The 21,491-nt window shown below is 44.1% G+C and carries 19 protein-coding genes; 10 read left to right on the top strand and 9 right to left on the bottom strand.

What is annotated here, in order from left to right:
* Positions 1-72: 72 nt before the first annotated feature.
* The 4 genes from ACSLUR_RS04965 to ACSLUR_RS04950 all read right to left on the bottom strand — a co-directional run bounded on the left by ACSLUR_RS04965 (position 73) and on the right by ACSLUR_RS04950 (position 4,451).
* On the bottom strand, positions 73-1,317 hold the full coding sequence (locus tag ACSLUR_RS04965; protein WP_448552347.1) for a sensor histidine kinase: 1,245 nt from the start codon (positions 1,315-1,317) through the stop codon (positions 73-75).
* A gap of 95 nt (positions 1,318-1,412) precedes the next feature.
* Complete coding sequence (locus tag ACSLUR_RS04960) at positions 1,413-2,123, bottom strand: response regulator transcription factor (RefSeq protein WP_448552345.1); 711 nt, start codon at positions 2,121-2,123, stop codon at positions 1,413-1,415.
* Between the two features lie 231 nt (positions 2,124-2,354).
* Positions 2,355-3,254 carry a dienelactone hydrolase family protein gene (locus ACSLUR_RS04955; protein WP_448552343.1) on the bottom strand — a complete coding sequence of 300 codons (900 nt, stop codon included), beginning with the start codon at positions 3,252-3,254 and terminating at the stop codon, positions 2,355-2,357.
* A 69-nt stretch (positions 3,255-3,323) separates the two neighbouring features.
* Positions 3,324-4,451, bottom strand: coding sequence for a type 1 glutamine amidotransferase domain-containing protein (locus tag ACSLUR_RS04950; RefSeq protein WP_448552341.1), 1,128 nt, complete (start codon positions 4,449-4,451; stop codon positions 3,324-3,326).
* A 324-nt stretch (positions 4,452-4,775) separates the two neighbouring features.
* On the opposite strand from ACSLUR_RS04950, the gene ACSLUR_RS04945 reads away from it, so the two are divergent.
* Complete coding sequence (locus tag ACSLUR_RS04945; protein ID WP_448552339.1) at positions 4,776-6,311, top strand: AbgT family transporter; 1,536 nt, start codon at positions 4,776-4,778, stop codon at positions 6,309-6,311.
* A gap of 268 nt (positions 6,312-6,579) precedes the next feature.
* Positions 6,580-7,734, top strand: coding sequence for a c-type cytochrome (locus ACSLUR_RS04940; protein ID WP_448552337.1), 1,155 nt, complete (start codon positions 6,580-6,582; stop codon positions 7,732-7,734).
* Positions 7,735-7,827: 93 nt separating this feature from the next.
* Here the strand turns inward: ACSLUR_RS04940 and ACSLUR_RS04935 are convergent, their stop codons facing one another.
* Positions 7,828-8,385, bottom strand: a complete 558-nt coding sequence (locus ACSLUR_RS04935; protein ID WP_448552335.1) for a TetR/AcrR family transcriptional regulator — start codon at positions 8,383-8,385, stop codon at positions 7,828-7,830.
* 224 nt (positions 8,386-8,609) lie between these two features.
* On the opposite strand from ACSLUR_RS04935, the gene ACSLUR_RS04930 reads away from it, so the two are divergent.
* From ACSLUR_RS04930 to ACSLUR_RS04920, 3 genes are read left to right on the top strand one after another with little or no spacing between them, the layout of a single operon-like run.
* A complete protein-coding gene (locus tag ACSLUR_RS04930) occupies positions 8,610-9,920 on the top strand; it encodes an efflux RND transporter periplasmic adaptor subunit (protein WP_448552333.1) in 1,311 nt (436 codons plus the stop codon).
* A complete protein-coding gene (locus ACSLUR_RS04925) occupies positions 9,917-13,078 on the top strand; it encodes an efflux RND transporter permease subunit (protein WP_448552331.1) in 3,162 nt (1,053 codons plus the stop codon). The genes ACSLUR_RS04930 and ACSLUR_RS04925 overlap by 4 nt, the downstream gene beginning before the upstream one ends.
* A complete protein-coding gene (locus tag ACSLUR_RS04920) occupies positions 13,078-13,935 on the top strand; it encodes an ABC transporter six-transmembrane domain-containing protein (protein ID WP_448552329.1) in 858 nt (285 codons plus the stop codon). Before ACSLUR_RS04925 ends, ACSLUR_RS04920 begins: the two co-directional genes overlap by 1 nt.
* Before the next feature lie 335 nt (positions 13,936-14,270).
* On the opposite strand, the gene ACSLUR_RS04915 is transcribed toward ACSLUR_RS04920, so the two are convergent.
* Positions 14,271-14,906, bottom strand: a complete 636-nt coding sequence (locus tag ACSLUR_RS04915; protein ID WP_448552327.1) for a GNAT family N-acetyltransferase — start codon at positions 14,904-14,906, stop codon at positions 14,271-14,273.
* A 388-nt stretch (positions 14,907-15,294) separates the two neighbouring features.
* On the opposite strand from ACSLUR_RS04915, the gene acuR reads away from it, so the two are divergent.
* Complete coding sequence (gene acuR, locus ACSLUR_RS04910) at positions 15,295-15,933, top strand: acrylate utilization transcriptional regulator AcuR (protein ID WP_448552325.1); 639 nt, start codon at positions 15,295-15,297, stop codon at positions 15,931-15,933.
* Between the two features lie 114 nt (positions 15,934-16,047).
* Entirely contained in the window at positions 16,048-17,037 is a 990-nt protein-coding gene (gene acuI, locus ACSLUR_RS04905) for an acrylyl-CoA reductase (NADPH) (protein ID WP_448552323.1), read from the top strand.
* A gap of 35 nt (positions 17,038-17,072) precedes the next feature.
* On the opposite strand, the gene ACSLUR_RS04900 is transcribed toward acuI, so the two are convergent.
* The gene (locus ACSLUR_RS04900; RefSeq protein ID WP_448552320.1) at positions 17,073-17,579 is read right to left on the bottom strand and encodes a gamma-glutamylcyclotransferase family protein; all 507 of its coding nucleotides are present in this window, start codon (positions 17,577-17,579) and stop codon (positions 17,073-17,075) included.
* A gap of 145 nt (positions 17,580-17,724) precedes the next feature.
* Here ACSLUR_RS04900 and ACSLUR_RS04895 point away from each other — a divergent pair, with 145 nt between their 5' ends.
* Positions 17,725-19,263: a leucyl aminopeptidase gene (locus ACSLUR_RS04895; RefSeq protein WP_448552318.1), complete on the top strand. Its 1,539-nt coding sequence runs from the start codon at positions 17,725-17,727 to the stop codon at positions 19,261-19,263.
* Positions 19,264-19,385: 122 nt separating this feature from the next.
* Here the strand turns inward: ACSLUR_RS04895 and ACSLUR_RS04890 are convergent, their stop codons facing one another.
* A complete protein-coding gene (locus ACSLUR_RS04890; protein WP_448552316.1) occupies positions 19,386-19,928 on the bottom strand; it encodes a peroxiredoxin-like family protein in 543 nt (180 codons plus the stop codon).
* A gap of 9 nt (positions 19,929-19,937) precedes the next feature.
* A complete protein-coding gene (locus tag ACSLUR_RS04885; RefSeq protein WP_448552314.1) occupies positions 19,938-20,519 on the bottom strand; it encodes an NAD(P)H-dependent oxidoreductase in 582 nt (193 codons plus the stop codon).
* A 183-nt stretch (positions 20,520-20,702) separates the two neighbouring features.
* Here ACSLUR_RS04885 and ACSLUR_RS04880 point away from each other — a divergent pair, with 183 nt between their 5' ends.
* Both ACSLUR_RS04880 and ACSLUR_RS04875 read left to right on the top strand, forming a co-directional pair.
* Positions 20,703-21,059: a winged helix-turn-helix transcriptional regulator gene (locus ACSLUR_RS04880; protein ID WP_115999664.1), complete on the top strand. Its 357-nt coding sequence runs from the start codon at positions 20,703-20,705 to the stop codon at positions 21,057-21,059.
* Between the two features lie 167 nt (positions 21,060-21,226).
* The gene (locus tag ACSLUR_RS04875; RefSeq protein WP_115999663.1) at positions 21,227-21,433 is read left to right on the top strand and encodes a dodecin; all 207 of its coding nucleotides are present in this window, start codon (positions 21,227-21,229) and stop codon (positions 21,431-21,433) included.
* Positions 21,434-21,491: the final 58 nt, after the last annotated feature.

Genomic DNA, 21,491 nt, shown 5'->3' with positions numbered 1-21,491 from the left:
AATTTAAGGTATAAGTACAAAAAGTTTAAGTTGTAGTTAGTTGAGATAAAGAAAAAGAAAAATAAAAAGCAATTACGCAAATGTTAGCGTTGTGGTTGTACCATGCTCATTAGATGCTAATGCAATTCCTATCGCTTGCTGAGCACATAATCGTTTAGCCAATGATAGACCAATGCCCAAACCTTGGCTTTGGTTACCTTTTACGCCGCTCTCAAACACATTGGGTAAGATATCGTGCGCGATACCTTCGCCAGAATTTCTGATAATTAAATGCGGCGATTGCCAGTCAATATCAATTTCACCTTGCTTGGTATGACTAAAAGCGTTAGCGATAAGGTTACCGATAACGATGCGTAACGCCTGTGGGTTGGCGGTTACTGTGGCAGTATTTGAGACATTAACTTCAAGTTCGATGGCCTTATCTTCAATCAGCTGATGATGTTCGACAATGGCTGCCTCAACAACAGCAAGTAATGGTAAGGGCTCGTGCTTTGTCTCACCTTCTCGTGCCAAGGCCAATAAACCTTCAATGCACAATTGCATTTGCTGCTGCGCTGATGCGATGCGTTCAACTAATGGGAGCTGTTCTTTGGTCAAGGAAGTGTCGTTAAGTAAGGTGATTGCACCTTGAGTGATCGCCAATGGCGTGCGCAGTTCATGTGAAATGTCGCGAGTAAAATGTTGCTCACGAGCGATAAATGCGCGAACTCGATCAATTGCTCGTTCCAGCTCTATGGCAAACAGACCAATTTCATCTTGACTAAACTGCTTAGCAAAGCCGTTTGGCAATTCATCACCTTTGACCTGTATTAGCACAGCATTAAGTTGTTCAATTGGCTTTATCAAACGCTTTGCAAATGACCAAGCCAGCCACAAAGCTAAAATAATCAGCATACCAATAAACACGGCATGTGTTTTTGCCATACCACCTTTGATATTGCGCACAACTAAATAGTCACTTACTTCTGCCACTAAAAACCCGTCACCTAATCTCACTAAGTGGTAGTGCGCTTTGTTGTTTTGTTTTACACCAGAAAATTCAATGCGTTCAGGTTCATCCTTAAGCACATCTGAGATGGCTGTTGGTAATTGCTGAGCTGATGGATAATAACGGACGAAATTTAGTTGCGGTTGAATTGGCTGAGCCGCATTAATTTGAGCCTCAACCAGCAATTTTTCTTGTTCAAGCAAGCTCACAAATAAGCTGTCTTCAACATAGTAAGTAAACAAAAAACTTAAGGCACCAAATAACACGCTAATCAGTAAAACTAAGCCAATAAAATACGCAAGAATCCGACTTCGTATTTGAGAAAACATGTTAACGATCCTTATGTTTTTATTTTTCACTAATAAAGTGAATGAGCCTAATAGGCAATGCTGTTGCAAAGCCAATGAACTAGAGAATTAAAAAGTTAAAGCGCTAAACCAAACCCCACACCGTGAATAGTTTTAACGATTGGTACATCAAATGGCTTATCTAAGGCTTTTCTCAGTTGATAAAAATGAGATCGCAATGCATCTGACTCTGTCGGTGCATCACCCCATAACCTTTGACATAGCTCGCTGCGAGTAAGCGCCCTTGGGTGAGCTTCCATTAACAACTGCAAAATTGTGTATGGAATTGGCTGTAAATGGATTTCTTGTTGATTTCGCATCACTTGTTTAGTGCTTAGATCAAGCACTAAGTGCTGGCTTCCTTCACCGAGTTCAAGCTGTTTTCGCTGCTGACTTTGATTGCGAGCAGCTAAGGCTTGGCACCTAACCAATAATTCCTCAAGCGCAAATGGCTTGGTAAGATAGTCATCTGCACCTTGCGCAAAGCCAGTTAGTTTGTCATCAAGAGTATCGCGTGCCGTTAGCATAATGATTGGAATATGACGCTCTGCCTTTGCCCGAAGCAATTGGCACACAGCCAAACCATCTAATTTAGGCAATGCGATATCAAGCACAATACAGTCGAAATAATGGCTAAGCGCCAGCTCACATGCTTGTTCACCATCGTAAGCAAAATCGAGTATCACCTGATGCTTTTCAAAAAAGTTAGCGATATTGCGACTAATTGCCAAATTATCTTCAACAATAAGCACCTTTAAAGGCTTTACTTTTAATGCTTTACCTGTCAATTAGTTATCCTTAAATGGCTTTCGCTTTGAGCAACCAAGTGTTAATCATAGCACTATCAAATACTTAGCTATCGACGCTAATATTTAACATCATAATTTTAATTGTAAACCTTTAGTCGCTTGCTACTTCTCGTTGAAGCTGAACCTTCGCAGTCCAAATACTGCTAGTCTGTCACCTCGAACAGTACAATAAAGGCCAAATAAACAAAGGTTTACATAGAATAGCCCAGCTTACTGATACCAGTTTTCTAGCTGCTGATAGTAGCCTTGAGGTAACACATGCCCGCCATCAAACTGCACATGCTTCTTATTGGCTGTCGTAATGTTGGCATAAAGTTCGGCGTTCTCAGACTCGCTAGCATGCTCATCATCATTGGCCGAAACCAGCCATAATTTATCAAGGTGCGCCAAATTATGGGTAAAGTTTTTTGGTGCGACTATCGCCACTTTATCATCAAGGTACGGCGGCACAATAGATAGCACCCGTTCAATTCGTTCGTCAACTCCAGCAAGTAATAGGGATACTTGGCCGCCCATGCTATAGCCTGCAACCGTGGTATTGGCTTGGTCAAACTGCGCTTGTTTTTCCACCCAATCCAGTAAGACTCTATAATCTTTAACCGTGTCGATAACCATTTGCTCATATGGCTCGCGCTTGCCCCACCAATGTAAATCGCGCATCACTTCAATAATGTTGTAGTCAAGATTTTTGCGTTTGCCATGGTTGCGACTATCAATGGCGATGACGGCATAACCGTTGGCCAATGCCTGCTTGGCTAGCTTATCGGTTTGCTCAAGTGTTGGGCGCTCTTTGAAGCTATCCATCCACCAGCGATTTTCACTGCGCCCCATGGCGTGCACGCCCAGCATCACGGGCATTGAATGAGCTTTAGTATAAGTGTCAGGATAAGCCATTCGCCCATTAACAATAGCGCCATCAAAGCTTTGGTAAGTAAAAGCAAAGGTCGTCGCAGTTAACTGTTCAAGCTGCATATTCATTGGCTTATCAGCAATACTTTGATGAATATAAGATGCTTGTATTTCTTGCTGGCCAACTTGGTATGGATGCAAGCCCCAAATCGCATACCATACGCCACCCAATACAGCGACAATACCAACTATACTGATCATAGCCTTCCCCCACTTGATACCGCTAAGTTTCTGTTTAATTTGATTAAGCACACTCATTGCTCCTTAGTCTTATTCGCTCAGCGTTAGCAATAGGCTTGCTATTTGTTCGTTATCAGGGAACTTCGCTTTTGATGTTTTCAGTAGTTTCACCGCCGTTTGTGTATCGCTTTTATCAAGGTAGGCTTTGGCTATTGCTGTATCTAGCATTGGGTGGTTAACTTTCGCCTGCACCAATTCCATCAGCATTAGTCCAATATCAAGCTCAATTTGACGAGTAGCGTGCTTGGCTTGGTATAGCCCTAACATCGCCAACAGCATGGCATCATAGCGTTCACCGTTGGCAATGAACTCTTGCTCTGCAGCTTCTCGGTTATTAAAAAATGCTTCAGCCAGTTTTATCGTGCGGTCATCTTTAAAATCAATGTGCTGCGGTACAGGCAAGCCCAGTTTTGCAACCACAGCTTTCGCTGCGTCTGTGGTAGAAAATGGGTTTTGCCCCGTAATCAATCGACCATCGACACTGACCTGATTAAGCATTAAACCGTCTTGTTGATAATTAGCGCCATTTTCCGCCAGTTTATCTGCCAGCATAAATGGAAGCTGCCACTTTTTCGTAAAGGCATTTTCTTCTTCATTGGTAAACGCTGACACTCGCTTATTGGCAATAAGCAAGTCACCATTGCTAAGCTTTACATTCAGCAATGCTGCTGGCCCATGGCAGACAGCCCCGACAATACCTTTGTTTTCGTAAACCTGACGAATAATGTCTTTAACAGTTGAATTAGTCGCTAGGTCAAACATTGGCCCTTTGCCTCCAACCACGTAAACCGCATCGAACTTCGCTGGTTCAACTTGCGATAACTTAAGCGTTGAACCAAGTAAATCAACAGCCTGTTTATCATTGAGAAACGCTTGGTTATAAGCTTTGTTCTTATCAAACTTATCAGCGATTGGCTCGCCGCCATTTGGCGAAGCAAAAGTGACCGCAACACCTGCGGCTTTGAATACCAAATAAGATTTACTCATTTCATCAAATTCATAGCCGGGTTTTACTAATTGACCATCGTCCCCTTTTTCGCCATAACTACTGAGTACCATAAGCACTGCTGGTGTGAGCTCTGTTTGGCTGCTTTGGGCATTGATACTTGTAAATATTAAAGTGATAGGTACTAACACCTTAATGATAAATTGCTTCATTGCTATTGCTCCGTTTTAGCTAGTACACGAATATCTAAATTCAATCGTAAAGCTAGCAATAACGCTGTGAAGAAAATGTGAAGACAGCAGTCCTCAGAAAATGCATATAGAAAAATATTTGCGGAAAAGTTCTGGGCTATGGTTAGCAATTAAAGTTGTATGTAAAAAGATGACGGACCCACAACAGGGAAATCAAATTAACAACTTTGCAACAAGCCTTTCTATTTTTTGAGCAATTTCCTAAGATGGAGCTAATGAGTACGATTTTTACTCAAGTTTATTGATGCAAAATCAAGCCACAAAAAGAATAATAAAGGTGAATTTATGACGGAACATGCAACTCCCCTCATCCAGCGGTTACTAAACAAGGTCGAAGTGTGGGGCAATAAACTGCCCGACCCAGCCGCCCTATTTATTGCGTTGATGGTCATTGTTTGGCTACTTTCTTGGGCGCTTTCTGGCGTAGACTTTAGCGCTGTAGACCCTCGTACTGGCCAAGCTTTGGTGATTAACAACCAGTTAAGTGGCGATGCCATGACCACTTTCTTTTCCAAAATGGTCACTAACTTTTCGCATTTTCACCCTGTTGGCGTGGTACTTGTCGCTATTTTAGGCATTGGTGTTGCTGAATTTTCAGGCTTTATCAACGCCGGCCTGCGAGCCTTGATGGCGGTAACAGGCAAATGGCTACTTACCCCTATGGTGATCGCCGTTGGTATTGTCAGTCACACCGCAGTTGATGCAGGTTATGTGCTGGTAATCCCACTTGGCGGGGTGATTTTTTATGCGGCGGGCAGACATCCGCTCGCGGGCATTGCCGCAGCGTTTGCAGGTGTATCTGGCGGATTTTCTGCGAATTTTGTACCGTCTTCTATCGACCCTATGCTGCAAGGTATTACGCAAGCTGGCGCGCAAATCTTGAACTCAGAAGTCGTCCTTAACCCACTCAACAATTACTATTTTACCGCAGCCTCGTCACTATTAATTATCACCTTGGGTTGGTTTATTACCGACAAAATTGTTGAGCCGAAATTAAAAGGTAACGAGCTTGATGGTGATTTATCTGATTTGCCGACGATGGAGCCGTTACAAGCAAATGAACGTAAAGCACTGCGTTGGTCGTTATTAGCAACGGGGATTGGCATTGTCTTACTCATTGTCAGCACCTCATTTGAGAGCTCAGCATGGCGCGCAAGCGATGGCTCACTGACTTCTTTCTCTGCGCCGCTAATGCAGTCTATCGTTCCCTTGATTTTCTTACTGTTTCTTATTCCGGGACTAGTTTACGGCATTATTATTGGCAAAATCAGAACCACCAAAGACTTTATTCAAGGCATGAGTAAAGCAATGAGTGATATGGGCTACTACCTGGTGATTATGTTTTTTATCGCCCAATTTATTTACGCTTTTGGTCAATCTAACTTAGGAATTTTACTTGCGGTAAAAGGCGCAGAAGCGCTAAAAGCGCTGGCATTGCCAGGCGGTGTTACTATTACTGGCATTATAATTCTTACTGGCTTTATTAACCTCTTTGTTGGCTCAGCCTCGGCGAAATGGGCACTGCTAGCGCCAATTTTTGTGCCTATGTTAATGCAGCTAGGCATATCGCCAGATCTTGCGCAAGCGGCCTATCGCATCGGTGACTCAAGCACCAATATAATCACCCCATTAATGCCCTACTTCCCACTGGTTGTTGTGTTTTGTCAGCGATATGTAACCTCAGCGGGGATAGGCACATTAGCGGCTATGATGCTGCCATTTTCCGTGATATTTCTAATCGCTTGGACAATATTTCTTATGATCTTTTGGAGTTTAGGCTTACCGCTAGGTTTGCAGGCAAGCTATGAGTATTTGCCTTAAACTCTGGCTCTAAAATAGACTTCGTTAAACAGATAGAGAGTAGCCTTAATAACTAAGATATTGAGGCTACTCGCTAATTCCATTGAACTTCCCTCTTAGCTTTACCCTAACTTTCCCTTTTACTGCCTATCAGCAAAGCTAAATCAAACAATTGTTACCAAGTTTGTTAAACCACTAGCGAACACAGATAACAATTATTATGCTGTTACCACTAATTTATGGATGAAAAGGTCAATTCAGCTTGTCACACTTTTACATGTCAGCTTTTATGCGCTCAAGCCAAACTAACGGCCATACCAACGGCCAGAATAAACGTCAGACAAATAGCCTGATTAAAAGCCTGGCCCCGCTAGCCTTGGTGCTTATTAGCAGTATTTATTCCTTTAACGTATCAGCACAAGAGCGGGAGTTACGTTCACCGCCACGCAAGCTTACCGCAGAGCAAGCTGAAGTCGCCGCAAACAATTATCAAAAGTACTGCGCCTTATGTCATGGCGAAAATCGTGAAGGTTATGCCAATGATCACGCCCCCTCGTTAAAAAGTAAAAGTTTGATGGAGTCTGGCATTGCCCATCAAGTGCTGCGCCCGATGCAATATGGCCGCAAAGGCACTGCCATGGCAGGCTATCTGGATGAAGTGGGTGGCCCTATGACACTGGCGGAAACTTGGGATCTTACCTACTGGCTATTTGAACAAGCAGGCTTTGACCGCCTCAAGTTTTCCACTAAGCCAGTCAACGGTGATATAAAACTTGGTGAAACACTATATCAGGCTAATTGCACCGCCTGCCATGGCGTTAATGGCGGAGGGGTGAATGCACCAGCGTTGATGAACCAATCTGCCCTTGCCCACAATACCGATGAATTTATTCGCCATGCCATTGAAAATGGTCGTCAAGGCACGCCGATGAAGGCGTTTGGCGAGAAGTTAACCGCGCAAGAAATTAACAGCATTACCGCCTTTTTACGCAGTAAATCACTCGGTTTAAACGAAACTAAGCCGACATTAACGGCGATGCCTGAGCCTAAAGATTACATCATCAATAAACAAGGGGATGATCCTAACTTTACGCTGAAGGATGGCATGTATGTGATGTCAGCAGACTTAAATCGCGCACTCGAAAATAACAGCCGTATGGTATTGCTGGATACGCGCGTGCCGTCCGTGTGGCAAACCGCACATATCGACGGTGCCATCCCCTTCCCTTACTATGCCGATTTAGATGAAACAGTCGCTGGTATTCCAAAGGATGTACAAATCGTCGCCTACTGCTCTTGCCCTCGGGCTGCTGCCGATTACACCATTAATAAGTTAAGAAGACGCGGCTATACTCGCACCGCGGTTTTGTGGGAAGGCATTTTCGGTTGGATGCACTTAGGTTATCCGGTTAGGCGCGGTGATATCGCTGATGTTAGTCACTAGCGTTAACGCATTTTAAATCCCAGAATAGATAGCGAAATTATTAGCACTTTCTTTCTGCATTTGCTGATATTTCGCTAACTGAGATTGCACCAACTATGGCTGAACTGCCTTACTGAAACTACTAAAGGCGAGTGATGCCGCTTGCGCAGCACTTGCCTGATATTCCTCTTGTTGCACCCAACCAGCGTAAAATAACCCTTCAATTAAGTTTAAAACCCAGCTGGTGGGCAGCGAGTTATCAAGTTCTCCGGCTTGCTTAGCCTGCTCGATTAAATCCCATAAATCTTGATCTTGCTCGGCAATAATGCGGTTCACCTCGGGAATATCGTCGGCAAAATAATCCAGCGTCATTAAGAACTGTAACTCAGCCATTAACGGCATCGCTAAACTAAACAATAACTCAAATGCATGCATCGCCGAAGTCGCCTGCGCTTCAATAGGCTGCGTCGCTTGCTCAAAAACTTGTAAGCAATGTAAGGCAATCGCTTCAATTAACGCCTCTTTACTGGTGTACAAGCGATATAAGGTAGCCCTGCCAACACCGGCAGATTTGGCAATATCGGATAAAGATATTTCCTTATTTTTGTTAATCAGTGTTAAACCGGCCAGCACTAATGCCTGCTGCGACTTTACGATTCTGGCGTCCACCATCACATTCACCTTCAGTTTTTTGAGCGCTTTGACCACTAGATACTAAGCAATGCATCTCGGGCACTCCGCTTAGTAGTTGCCAGTCAGTCTACTGAAAAACAATCTCCGAAACAACACTTATGAAACAACAGTGACTCATAAATTTGACTCAGCAATAAAACCTCTTTATTCTAAAAATACGAAACACACATGTCTCATAAAACACATATTGATAAGGAGCTCTGGTGAAATCAGGTAAAAGCAAGTCGCTAGTCATCAAGTCACTGATCGCCGTCATTGGAATATTTCTGGTGCTATGGTTACTTGACGACAGTGAAGCGCAACAAGCGAAAAATGAAACGCCACAGTCAATACCACAAGTGTCTGTGATTGAGGTAACACCAACCGCCAGAATGGCTGAAATTAATGTTACAGGAACTGTGAAATCCAGATGGCCACTGACCCTAAACGCCAATGTCAGCGGCCGCTTGATTGACCATGTTGAGCATATTCAACCGGGCAGCTTTATTCGCCAAGGCCAGTTAATTGCCGAAATTCAAGATATCGACTATGTGACAGCGCTGGCTAGCGCCGAAGCACGTATTAGTCAGGCCAAGTTAACACTCGCCCGCTACCTGAATGAGCAAAGTGTTGCCAAACACCTAGAAACCACGAATAACAGCAATGAATATCGCTTGTTTAAACCGCATGTAAGCGCCGCAAAAGCGGAACTATCCGCCGCACAAGCGAACTATCAATCGGCGCTTAAACGGGTTCAAGATACCAAGGTTAAAGCACCATTTGATGCCATTGTGTTGGCAAAACATACGGTGCCAGCGCAAGAGATCAATGCAGGTGACACCCTTTATCAACTGGCCTCTTCACAAACTATAGATATCGAAGTGCACTTCGCCAGTTATCAGTGGCAGCAAATCGTTAGTACTAAAAGAGATACCCAAAGCGACGCCAAAAGTAATACCACAGTTAATTCTGAGCAGGTACATCATCAAGAAAATACCGAGATAACAGCACGTATAGCTGACAATCAAGGGAACATATGGCAGGGCCAACTGCGCTTTTTATCACCGACGCTCAACCCACAAACTCGCCAGCAGCGCTTGCTACTGACCATTGAAAATCCTTATCAAAACAGCGTTATGCTCTACCCCGAACAACAAGTGAAGGTTAGCTTTAACGCGGCACAAGGGAGCAACACTATTCTGGCTCCCGCCACTGTGCTGACCCGAGATCAGCAAGTGTGGACCGTTCAAAATGGCAGATTAGTCCAAGAAGAAATTCAACTGCATAGTGAAGGGATTGAGGATAGTGATCAGGTATTATTTTCCTTCAGCAAGCAACCCAGCCGCGAACGTCTACTAGTTCGTTATCCACTGAGCACTATGTTGGCAGGCCAACAAGTTAATCCCATGATGGTAAAAGAAAGCCTGCTTACCAAGCAGCACGATGAGCAACAAAACACTCAGCAAGACAAGCCGTTAGGTGCTCAGCTAGACAAGCAGCTAGCAAGCTCAGCATTTGCAGGAGCGCAGCAGTGAACACTATCACTAAATGGTTTCTTGATAATCCGGTTGCTGCCAATTTGCTGATGGTATTTACCCTAGTGGCGGGCTACTTATCGTTTTCCAGTTTACGCATCGAGAGTTTTCCGCAGCCACCGCCATCACAACTGGTTATTGAAGTGAGTTACCCCGGCGCAACAGCCCAACAAGTCGACGAAAGCATTAGCCAGCGCATAGAAGATGCGATCAGCGGTATCGCTGGCATTAAAACCATCACTAGCGCTTCATATGCTGGCTTTGCCTCTGTGCGGGTTAAGAAAAATACCGGTATTGAGTTAAGTGACTTGCTTGAAAAAGTGCGCAACCAAGTGAATGCCATTGTCGGTTTTCCAGAGCGCGCCGAGCAGCCAAAAATTTACCCTGATGAATTTGGCAACTTGGCCTCGTTTGTCATGATTTACGGTGGCGACAGCGATCACACGCGCCAGCAAGTTGCTACCTTAGTGGCCAACAATCTGAAAAAGCATCCGGCGATCTCACAAGTAACGAATTTGGGTAAACGCCGCAAGCAATTAGTTATCGAGCCAGACGCCAACGCCTTAAAACAATTCGGCCTGTCTTATCAGGATGTCGCCAATATTATTCATCAATGGTCACTGAATCATCGCAGTGGTGAGCTCGATACCGAGGCCGGTAAGCTCACCTTAAAGGCCGACAATTACAGTGACACCATACCCAGATTGGCGCAGATCCCGCTGATTAGCAGCGCAAATGCAGTGATCCGGCTTGCCGACGTTGCAAATATCACACGCGACTACGAGCAAACTGACAGCCGAGTGCGTTATGCCGGACAATCAGCCATTGCGTTAATGATATCGACCAGTCAAAAAGATAATTTGCTAACCGTCAGCGAGGCAACGCAATCGGTTTTAGCCGAACTGCAAAGCCAACTGCCAGCGGGGATACACACAGATGTGATGGCCGATATGGCACCTTACATCGACGAGCAATTGGACTTGCTGGGCAGCAATGCTTGGCAAGGCTTACTAATTGTTGTTGTCCTATTAGCGATATTTCTAGAGCTGAGGCTGGCACTTTGGGTTGCCATGGGGATCCCAATTTCCATCGCAGGGGCTATTTGGTTAATGGGGCTGCCAGCCTTAGATTACAGCATTAATGATATCACTCTGTTTGGCATGATTTTAGTGCTCGGCATATTAGTTGACGATGCCGTAGTGGTTGGCGAGTCCATTCATCAAGCGCGAAGCCGTATTACCGACCCGAAAGAAGCGGCTTATCAAGGAGTAAAAGCTGTTTCTGTCGCCACCAGTTTTGGTGTACTCACCACTATCGCTGCGTTTTCACCTATGTTATGGATAGAAAATGAGCTTGCTCAAGTACTCGCAGGTTTTTCTGCTGTAGTGATTTTTGCGCTGATTTTTTCATTGATTGAAAGCAAATTTATTCTGCCAATTCATTTGGTACTGGCACAAAACAAGGCAGCGCCTAAACAACTCTATCTCGCGCGATTAAATCAGTTTCTGAACGCTCTCAAGCGAAAATGCAATGCGGGCTTAACTTGGTTTACCGAGGTTTGCTATCAGCCTAGCCTATCACTGGCACTGGCCCATAAACGCACTAGCCTAGCGATATTTTTACTGCTCGTTCTTGGTGCTTACGGTGCCATGCTAAAAGGCACGATAAGAACAGTATTTTTCCCTGAAATTCCCGGCCGTTATGCCACCTTAGTGGTGGAAATGGATCAAGATGCCGCGCCACAACTAAGCCAACAACATATGCTGAATATTGAGCAGGCGATTGCGGCCACTAATCGCGAGTTGGTCAACAAATACCAAACAAGTGAACCTGTGATTAAACAGTTCTTAGTCGCGATGACTGATAATGAGCAGCTAGAGGCGACAATAGCGCTATCCAACCAAGCCTTGGTAAAGGTCGCCAGTGACGAATTGCTTAGTGTCTGGCAACGGCACCTTGGTCTGCTAGAAGGTAGCCAAGCACAAAAATTTACCTTTGCCGAAACGCCAGCGGGCGGTACTTATTTAACCGTTAGCGCGCCATCAAGAGACTTGGCCCATCATGTTGCCAACGAACTCAAACAAGCACTAGCTAGCTTACCCGGCGTCAACGATATCACCGACGATGGGCAAATTGGCAAGCCACAACTACAAATCACCTTAAATCAACGCGGCATTAACTTAGGCTTAAGTCAGCGCCAATTAGCCCTGTTGATCGGTGGTGCCTATGGTCATATTGAACTGCACCGCATCCTCGATAGCGGCGAAGAGTCCATGGTGCTGCTGCGCCTACCCGCTCAGTCGCGCCAGACATTGCAACAACTAAAAGAAACACAAGTGCTGATCGCCGAGCAAGAATATATAACACTGGCAGAAGTTGCTGATTTTAGCTTTAGCCGCGAGCCAGAGGTGCTATATCGCAAAAACCGCAACCAAGTCATTTCCGTGTACTGGCGACAAGACAAAGGCATTGCCTCACCACAAGAGGTTTGGCAGCAATTACAGCAGTCAAGCGTCGCCGCGCTTAACGCACAATACCCTAATGTTGAAATTAATGCTGGTGGCGAATTTGAGGAAATACTGGACGTGCAGCAAGGCTTTAAAAAAGCCATGTTGCTTACCTTGCTGTTAATCTATGTACTGCTTGCCATTCCACTGAAATCCTACTGGCAACCTTTTATCATTATGTCGGTGATCCCGTTTGGCTTTGCAGGTGCAATTTATGGTCATGGCCTAATGGGCTTATCGGTCAGTTTACTTTCCTTGTTTGGCATGATGGCTATGACGGGCGTGGTAATTAACGACTCGTTGGTTTTAATCACTCGATTTAACCAGCTGCACCGCGCTGGCATGGCAATGAAAACCGCCTTAATTACCGCAGGTAAAAGCCGATTACGGGCGATATTTCTCACCACAGTGACAACCGTTTTTGGCCTTCTGCCTTTACTCAGTGAAACCTCAGAGCAAGCGCAATACCTTAAACCCGCCGCTGTGTCCCTAGTATTCGGTGAGCTATTTGCGACGCCTATCACCCTGATTTTAATCCCCGTGTTACTGAGTTTTCGAACCGCTGACAATACGAATAAAGCGCAAGCCTGCTCAGCAGAGCATAGCGCCGCTAAGCCCAGCCCAAATACGACACCAGAGTTGACTAGCTAATGACGATACAACCAATTTCTGTTCGCCAAATTCTTCGCAGCAACCAGCAAGCCGTGGCAATAAACGTACTGCTGACGATAGTTGAAATCACATTAACCGCGCTTATTCCGCTGTTTATCGGCTTTACCATTGATGGCCTATTAGCAGGCCAAAGCCGAGAGCTATTGATATTAATGGCGATTTTAGTTGTGCTTGTTATCGTCAGCGTTACCAGACGTTTTTACGATACCCGCGCCTACGGCAAAATCCGAGTAACAACGCAGGTAGGTATTGCCAAACAAAACCATCACTTACCAGTTTCAACCCTTAATGCCAGATTAGAGATGGGGCGCGAGCTGGTCGACTTTCTCGAACATAAGCTGCCTGAAATTCTTACTGCCAGTGTGCAGTTTGTTATTTCACTAGCTGTGTTGTTTTTTCTTAACCCTATATTGTCTGCCACTGCTTTTATTGCTGCCGTGTCGATGATGCTGATTTACGGATTTTTTCATCAAGGTTTTTATCAACTTAATGGCGCACATAACCAGCAGACAGAGCAACAAGTAAGCTTGTTAGCAAAAAGATCTTTACCAACAATTACTCGCCATTTTAATAGCTTAAAAGCTTTGGAAATCAAATTGTCAGATCGCGAAGCCCTGCTCTACGGCGGCGTATTTATTGTGCTACTGGCAATGGTGGTGAGCAACTTATGGTATGCAACAAGCCAAATGGCCATCACAGCTGGCACTATTTTTTCCATCGTCAGCTATTCATGGGAGTTTGTTGAAGCAGCAATAGTGCTACCAGTTACCCTGCAAAGCTGGGCAAGGCTTTCAGAAATTACTAAGCGTATTAATTCAATAAACAAAGAAGATTAAATCAGCATTTAGTAGTTGTAGATTTGTACTTAGGCGCACTCAGAAGTCTTTGCATAGGCGGCAGCAGAATTGAGAAACACCAGAGTGATATTATTTGAAAATCTCGTCTGCTATCGGCGAGTAGCAGTCGTTTTCATGCTCTACTGAGGGGCTAATTGAGACACACATAGAGAACCCTGTGACTTTAGTCTTCTTCTGTGCGCCAGTTTGAGCCATTCAGTACAATTCGCTTAATTTAAACTGGACAACATAGCTGCTGTTCACCAAACAAGCTATTAGGCAAGAAAGGCTCATCGGATTACTCCCTGTTTATGCTTTTAATGCAAACTTAGGCATTAGATCCGTTTTACAAGTAGTTTAATCCCTTCATGCTCTGTGATTTCAAAAAACGGTCTTTCATCATTTAAAGTGAACTCACGGTATTTAATAAATGCTTTCTCTTCGAACCCGAATTTATTCTTAAAAATATGTTGAGAAATATTTCCAGTAGCTTCAGCCTGCGCATACTTGAATCCCTTTTTCTTGGCTTCGTTAATACACTTCGATATCAATTCATTAACTACTCCTTTACCATTAAATCTATCATCCATTGCAACGAACTTTATGTTTAAATAAGTATTGTCAGGTAAAACTTCGTCTTTAAAGTAGCTATTGTTGAGCTCTTCTATCAAAGAAGCGATAGGATTGTTTGGCTCGCCATCATAGGCATCAACTTTGTTCAAGCTCTCGGCCAGATCAGAAGCCAAAATGGCTCCTATTATTTTGTTCGTTGTTAACTCTTTGGCTACAAAACCCAATCCGTTATTTGCACAATGTTGCGTTAAATCCAAAATGAACTCAGCAAACTCCTTTGGTGGAGCATTATTTACTTTGGCCAATGGCTCTCTTTCATTAAACGTATCGACGACCAAATTGGCTGTTTCGTGTATATTTTGGCTACAAATATTGTCTACGGAAAAATTAAAAGACATAAATTAACTTATTGATATAGGATTAATTTTGAGCAGGAGTATAAGCAAGCAAAAGTCTTTTTTCCATGAAATTGAAACAGGATAAAATCTGTACTGCAGTGGTTTTATCAACTCTTTGGCACAGAGTGTGTTGTTTGAAAGTCTGCTTTTGAGACAAACTGAAATTTGTATGAATTTAGTTAAATGCCTCAAATTCGTTGAATTCTGCCGTTGAAGCCTAATTAAGCAGATGACCGCTTTACACAAAAAGCATACTGCTAGCTATCGTGCGGCAAATAATGAAAACTAGCACTTAGTCAAACAAATATTCTATATAACTTAATATGCCGATTTATTTGATTAACTATCAATATTGCAATTAATTAGACGATCGGTCTAATATAAATATATGACTGATACCCTTATTAAACCAAGACGCGGGCGCCCGCCAAAAGTTGCCCGCGATAATCAAGATACCAAAGCGGCATTAATCCGCAGTGGCCTTGAGCAGTTAACCGAAAATGGTTTTGCTTCTTCCGGTATTGATCAGATCTTAAAAAAAGTCGGTGTGCCAAAAGGTTCGTTTTATCACTACTTCGCCAGCAAAGAAGCATTTGGACAAGCGGTGATAGATAGCTATGCCGCTTATTTTGCGCGTAAGCTCGATCTCTATTTACTTGATGAATCCCACCCGCCGCTAACCCGTATTGCCAATTTTGTTGACGATGCCAAACAAGGAATGCAGCGTTATCAATTTAAACGAGGCTGTTTAGTGGGCAATTTAGGTCAGGAAGTGGATTTGTTGCCTGCGAGTTACCGCCAACAACTCATTGATATATTTAGTCAGTGGCAGCAAAAACTAGAAGCTTGTTTAAGTGCAGCACAGGCATGCGGTGAGCTTGCAACTAAGCATAATTGCGCGCAGCTCGCTGAAGACTTTTGGATTGGCTGGGAAGGCGCGGTTAGCAGAGCCAAACTCGTGCAAAATGCAAAGCCACTCGATAACTACCTAGCTTTTTTTATCGCACGCATTTCGCAAAGTAAATAGGCAAATACGCGAATACGAATAAGTAAAACGAATAACTCGGCGAGGCTATCATTTAAAAGCTTCACCACATTTTTTTCAACATTAATAGACAGTCGGTCTAAAATAGGAGAAAGCATGTTTAAGAGTATTGTTATCAATAAAGACGAACAGGGTTATCGGGCACAAATTCAAGAGGTTGACGAGAGCATTTTGCCTGAAGGCGATGTCACTATTGATGTTTCTCATAGCACCTTAAATTACAAAGATGCCCTAGCCATTACTGGTAAAGCTCCTGTGGTGCGAAGCTTTCCAATGATCCCTGGCATTGATCTAGCTGGAACGGTAACAGCAAGCGATAGCGACAAATTCAAGGTTGGCGATAAAGTGTTGCTCAACGGCTTTGGTGTAGGTGAAAAACACTGTGGTGGTTTGGCTGAAAAAGCGCGCCTGAACAGTGATTGGCTGATTCCATTGCCTGAAGCTTTCTCACCGCGCCAAGCCATGGCAATTGGCACCGCCGGCTATACCGCCATGTTGTGTGTCATCGCGTTAGAGAAAAATGGCGTCACCCCCGATAAAGGTGAAATTTTAGTCACTGGCGCAAACGGCGGTGTTGGCAGCTTTGCCATCGCAATTTTAGCTAAGCTTGGTTATACCGTGGTTGCTTCGACAGGTCGACTAGACCAAGCCGAATACTTAAAACAGTTGGGCGCGGCAGAAGTGATTGATCGCAACACCCTATCGGAGCCGGGCAAGCCATTAGCGAAAGAGCGTTGGGCAGGTGCCGTTGATGCGGCTGGCAGCCACACCTTGGCAAATGTTTGTGCCAGTATGCAATATGGCGGTGTCGTCACCGCTTGTGGTTTAGCACAAGGCATGGATTTTCCAGCCTCGGTTGCCCCGTTTATTTTGCGCGGTGTTGTATTGGCTGGCATTGATAGTGTGATGAGACCAATAACGGATCGCGTCGAAGCTTGGCAGCGCTTAGCCGAGATTATTGAACCAGCAGATTTAGAAACTATCTCCACCGATATCAGCCTTAATCAAGCCATTGAGACAGCACAAGCGCTTATTGCTGGACAGGTTCGCGGTCGGGTAATTGTTGATCTTGGCGCTAATAAATAGGCGAATAAGCGAACAAATAGTAAGTAAAGAGGTGGCTAATAGATTGCCATCTCTTTTGCTTTTCTTTTGTTATCCGTGTCATCAATAGCTGCAATTTGCTCAATTTTAGCAAGGTAATCAGCGGGTAAATTCGCTTGGCTCGCGCCATAAAACACATGATGTTTATACCAAGTAAACGGCTGAATATCGGGCGTGCTATCGCTGGCATAATAAAGGCTGGCTTGCTCCGCTTGGTGATTTTCATCATAAATGGTCACGTCTTTTTCAAAATAAAACACCCCCAAGCCTTCGGCGGCATCTAAAAAATGTTTCTCACTGGGGCAAAACTCAAATAGTACGCCAAAAACCACATCTTCTTCTTTGTTAGTCAAGTAGGCATCACACTTGGCAGAGCCGTCAACACCCTTTTTATGAAATCGCAAATCGTGCTTGGGTAAGTAATAAGCGCCAATATAGCGAGCGCTGGGCACCCGTTGCTGTAATCGTGGCACCGACATATTCGAGCCATAGGCAAAATATTTTAATAATGCACTATCCTTCATAACACTCCCTTAAAAAATTTCGGCTTTTGAGGCCTGCTAGTAAGACCATAACAAGTTAACCCAAAAGCCATCAAACGATAAAAACAGACGTAATAAACATACGTCAAAAGATACATCAAAAAATACGATAGTAGAGCAAATAAAGATGAAGAAATTAATCACCTTATGCCTTCTCTGGCTAGTCAGTGCACAAACCTTTGCCTTGCCGAAAGTGGAGTTTACCGCAGTGGATTTGGCTGTTCATAAACGCATTGTCGTTTTTATCAAAGATACGCAATCGTTAACGGGTATCGCTGCACAAATTAATCAAGAATCCTCAGGTCAATTACTCGCAGCGATTGCTAACAGTGATGCCTCTGCCAAGTTTGGTGACACGCAGATTTTTTACGGTATTGCGCCGTTTACGCAGGTTTCGGTGATTGGTCTAGGGGAAGAACCGTTAACTCAGGCTAACCTGCAAGCATTAGGTGGTTATGCTATCGCCAGTATTCCCGCTAATTTACAAGAGCAAGCAACCATCGTTACTGATGCACTTAACACCAAAGTTGAAACCCCAGAAGCTTGGCTAGCGCTCGGCGCCGCCTTGCGCGACTATCATTTTGATAAATACAAAACGCCGTCAGCCAGGACATTGCCTAGCGACTTACTTATTCAATCAAGTGATATCAATGCAGCAAAAGCTAAATACGACAGAGACTTAAAACATATGGCAGAAGGGATTTACCTAGCGCGCGATTTAGCCTCTGAGCCCGGTAAAACCATTTACCCAGAAAGTTTTGTTAGCCAAGTCAAAAAAGCGTTTAAAGGGGTGAAAAATATTGATATCGACGTACTGAAAGTCCGCGATATGAAAAAGCGTAACATGGGCGCGCTGTTAGGGGTTGGGCAAGGCTCAGTGCATGATCCAAGACTTTTGGTGATTAACTACCAAGGTGCCGACAAACAAGCGCCAATAGCCCTAGTAGGTAAAGGTATTACGTTTGATACTGGCGGTATTAGCCTTAAACAGAACAAAGGCATGTGGGCGATGAAATCTGATATGGCAGGAGCTGCTGCGGTTGCAGGTACGTTACTCGCAGTCGCCAAGCGAGGCGAACAAGTCAATTTAGTCGGCGTGATGCCATTGGCAGAAAATATGCCATCTGGTGATGCCATTCGCCCAGGTGACGTATTAACTACAATGCAAGGTACGACGATTGAAATTATCTCGACCGACGCCGAAGGCCGACTCATTTTGGCCGATGCAGTACATTACGCACAAAACGAATTTAAGCCAAGTTTGTTAGTTAATATCGCGACCCTGACAGGTTCAGCGGTGCGAGCGTTAAGTGATGAATATGCTGCTGTTGTAACGCGTGACTGGCAATTGACTGAGCAAATGATGGCAATAGGCAAAAGCAGTGGCGAAAACGTCTGGCCACTGCCACTGCACCCTAATCATTTTGACCAGATAAAATCGGATATTGCCGATATTAAAAACTCAGGAGCCGGTAATCCCGGCGCCAGTATTGGCGCTGCCGTGGTTGCCACTTTTATTGACAAAGACTTACCTTGGATTCACTTAGATATTGCTGGCGTTGACTGGTTAGACGCAGATATCGCCGTAGCTCCAAAAGGTTCTCAAGGCTGGGGCGTGCGGTTTATGGATCAGCTGGTGCGTGAAAGTTTGAAATCAGACGAGTAACAGTCACCCTGTTTTCAATGCTTACGGCAACAATAGTTAATCTTGATATAGTTATAAGCCAATAGCACAAGTAATTAGAAAGCCGCTAATTAGCGGCTTCTTTGTAATAGCTATTCAAATACTTAGCTATGCATACCGCGAATGGGGTAGTCATTGTCTGGGTTTTTAATCCAAGCTAAACCATTAACCAGCGTGCCAAGCTCTGGGCGCACAAAGGGATTATTCGAAATATCCACGACATGTAACTTACCCTCGCCATTCACCACAAATAAGCCCGGCTCGGCAAACGGATGATCGGTTTCTTCTGGCGAGCGCGGATCAGAAATATATACGCCCAGCTGCTGCATTTGCTCGACAGTTAAGCCGTAAGCAATTGGGAAGCTGATGTCTAACTGCTCCATATGGGCTTCTAGCTGTGCTTTCGAGTCACCAGAAACCGCCAGTACTTCAACGTCAATTTCCGCTAACGGTGCTAGGTATTGCTCCAATGCATTTAGGTACTTGGTACATAGTGGGCAGTGTTTACCGCGATACACTAACACCAGTTGCCAGCCATTTGTGTTAGCTGCTTTACCCAATACTTGTTGCTCGCCCGAGCGCATCGTGACAGATATTTCAGGAAATTGACTACCCGGGTGCAGTTTATTGGTTGTGTTTGTCATCACTTTTCTCGCTTAAAAATGTTGGTTAAGGTGCGCTTCAAAACGTTTAAAGTCGTTTTCAATATCGGCATTTTTCATGACATCGAAACACACAAAGGTTTCCATCGCCGTCATCCCAAAGAACTTAAAGTTCATATGCATCGGGAAGAACAAATCGTCAACGCTCTTACCTTCAAAAAAGTCTTGCTCGTCATTAAAAGATTCCGCTGGTGCGTTAAAGGTGAGTGACAGCATATATTTGGTGCCCGCTAATGTACCGCCCGTCCCATAGTTGCTTTTCGGTGCATCTTCAGTGCGGCCGTCGCCATTGCATAATGCGCCGCCCATGCCCGCGGTATACACTTCATCCATATATTTTTTAAACGACCAAGGTACGCCCATCCAGTTCACTGGCGCTTGCAATAAAACAATATCTGCCCACTGGTGATGCGCCAATTCTTGTTCAATATCGAAGGTTTCGCCAATGCTGATAACACGGATTTCGTGGCCTTTTTCAGCTAATTGTGTCGCCGCTTTGTCAACTAAGGCAGCATTTAGCTTGCCTTCAGAAAAAGGGTAATAGTGGTGGGCGTTAATAATTAATACATTGCTCATAAGAAAATCTCGTTAATATGCGCTAGCGATCACTTCAAATATATACGTGCTGGAAGCTAGGCTATTGATGAAAAATAAAATACAGAATCATTGCTGACTCAAACTTGTGGTTTATTTTAGTAACCTGTAAACTTTAATCAATTAGTATACTTTTAGTAACCTAGTTAAAATCTAGAGAGTTTTATGAAAAGTGTTGTAGAAACAGACAGTAAAGGTCGTAAAAAAGTTTTAAATGCCTGTCTAGAGCCATGTGCCATTGAAAAAGGGATGCGGTTAATTGGTGGAAAATGGACAGGTTCGATTATTTATCACCTAAAAGATGAGCCAGTGCGTTTTAACGATTTAACCCGCTTACTTGGCGGCGCAAGCAAGAAAATGATCGACCAACGATTAAAAGAGCTTGAAGCCAATGGTATGGTGCTGCGAAAAGTGATCAGTGACCGCCCTGTCGCGGTAAGCTATGAATTAACTGAATTTGGCCGCTCTGCATTATCGATTTTAGAGCAGTTAAGAAGCTGGTCTGAACACAACGACATATAAAGCGGCTACTCGGCTACGTCAGCGAAGTCAACTAAGTAAGTTTGCTTAAACAAGTCTTGTCGTAAATTACTCATATCCATCCAATTTACCGTGATGAGCAGAATATTTGATCTATAGTCAGTGAATACCCAAATGGTATGTCGCTTATGTCTTTAACAGGAGATCATATGTCTAATCACACTTATAAATTACTGGAATTAACGGGTTCCTCGCCAGATGGTATTGAGCAAGCGGTCAGCAATGCTATCGCCAAAGCCAGCGAGTCTTTACACAATCTTAGATGGTTTGAAGTCATCGACACCCGTGGGCAGATTGACGAGGGAAAAGTTGCTCATTGGCAAGTCACCATCAAGGTCGGATTTACGCTGGATTAACAGGTAATAGCATGTGCGTCATTGATTAGTGAACAGTGATTAGCGTACATTGACTATT

The organism is Thalassotalea montiporae, from assembly GCF_053485855.1.
Note: the sequence above shows the minus strand (reverse complement) of the source record. Positions and strands in the feature narration are given on the sequence as shown.

Excerpts from the sequence above, each read along its gene's own strand:
- ACSLUR_RS04900 (WP_448552320.1), bottom strand. The coding sequence starts at position 17,579 with ATGAAGGATAGTGCATTATTAAAATATTTTGCCTATGGCTCGAATATG.
- ACSLUR_RS04875 (WP_115999663.1), top strand. The coding sequence starts at position 21,227 with ATGTCTAATCACACTTATAAATTACTGGAATTAACGGGTTCCTCGCCA.
- ACSLUR_RS04950 (WP_448552341.1), bottom strand. The coding sequence starts at position 4,451 with ATGAAGCAATTTATCATTAAGGTGTTAGTACCTATCACTTTAATATTT.
- ACSLUR_RS04935 (WP_448552335.1), bottom strand. The coding sequence starts at position 8,385 with ATGGTGGACGCCAGAATCGTAAAGTCGCAGCAGGCATTAGTGCTGGCC.
- ACSLUR_RS04965 (WP_448552347.1), bottom strand. The coding sequence starts at position 1,317 with ATGTTTTCTCAAATACGAAGTCGGATTCTTGCGTATTTTATTGGCTTA.
- ACSLUR_RS04915 (WP_448552327.1), bottom strand. The coding sequence starts at position 14,906 with ATGTCTTTTAATTTTTCCGTAGACAATATTTGTAGCCAAAATATACAC.
- acuR (WP_448552325.1), top strand. The coding sequence starts at position 15,295 with ATGACTGATACCCTTATTAAACCAAGACGCGGGCGCCCGCCAAAAGTT.
- ACSLUR_RS04880 (WP_115999664.1), top strand. The coding sequence starts at position 20,703 with ATGAAAAGTGTTGTAGAAACAGACAGTAAAGGTCGTAAAAAAGTTTTA.
- ACSLUR_RS04920 (WP_448552329.1), top strand. The coding sequence starts at position 13,078 with ATGACGATACAACCAATTTCTGTTCGCCAAATTCTTCGCAGCAACCAG.
- ACSLUR_RS04895 (WP_448552318.1), top strand. The coding sequence starts at position 17,725 with ATGAAGAAATTAATCACCTTATGCCTTCTCTGGCTAGTCAGTGCACAA.
- ACSLUR_RS04955 (WP_448552343.1), bottom strand. The coding sequence starts at position 3,254 with ATGATCAGTATAGTTGGTATTGTCGCTGTATTGGGTGGCGTATGGTAT.
- ACSLUR_RS04945 (WP_448552339.1), top strand. The coding sequence starts at position 4,776 with ATGACGGAACATGCAACTCCCCTCATCCAGCGGTTACTAAACAAGGTC.
- ACSLUR_RS04940 (WP_448552337.1), top strand. The coding sequence starts at position 6,580 with ATGCGCTCAAGCCAAACTAACGGCCATACCAACGGCCAGAATAAACGT.
- ACSLUR_RS04885 (WP_448552314.1), bottom strand. The coding sequence starts at position 20,519 with ATGAGCAATGTATTAATTATTAACGCCCACCACTATTACCCTTTTTCT.
- acuI (WP_448552323.1), top strand. The coding sequence starts at position 16,048 with ATGTTTAAGAGTATTGTTATCAATAAAGACGAACAGGGTTATCGGGCA.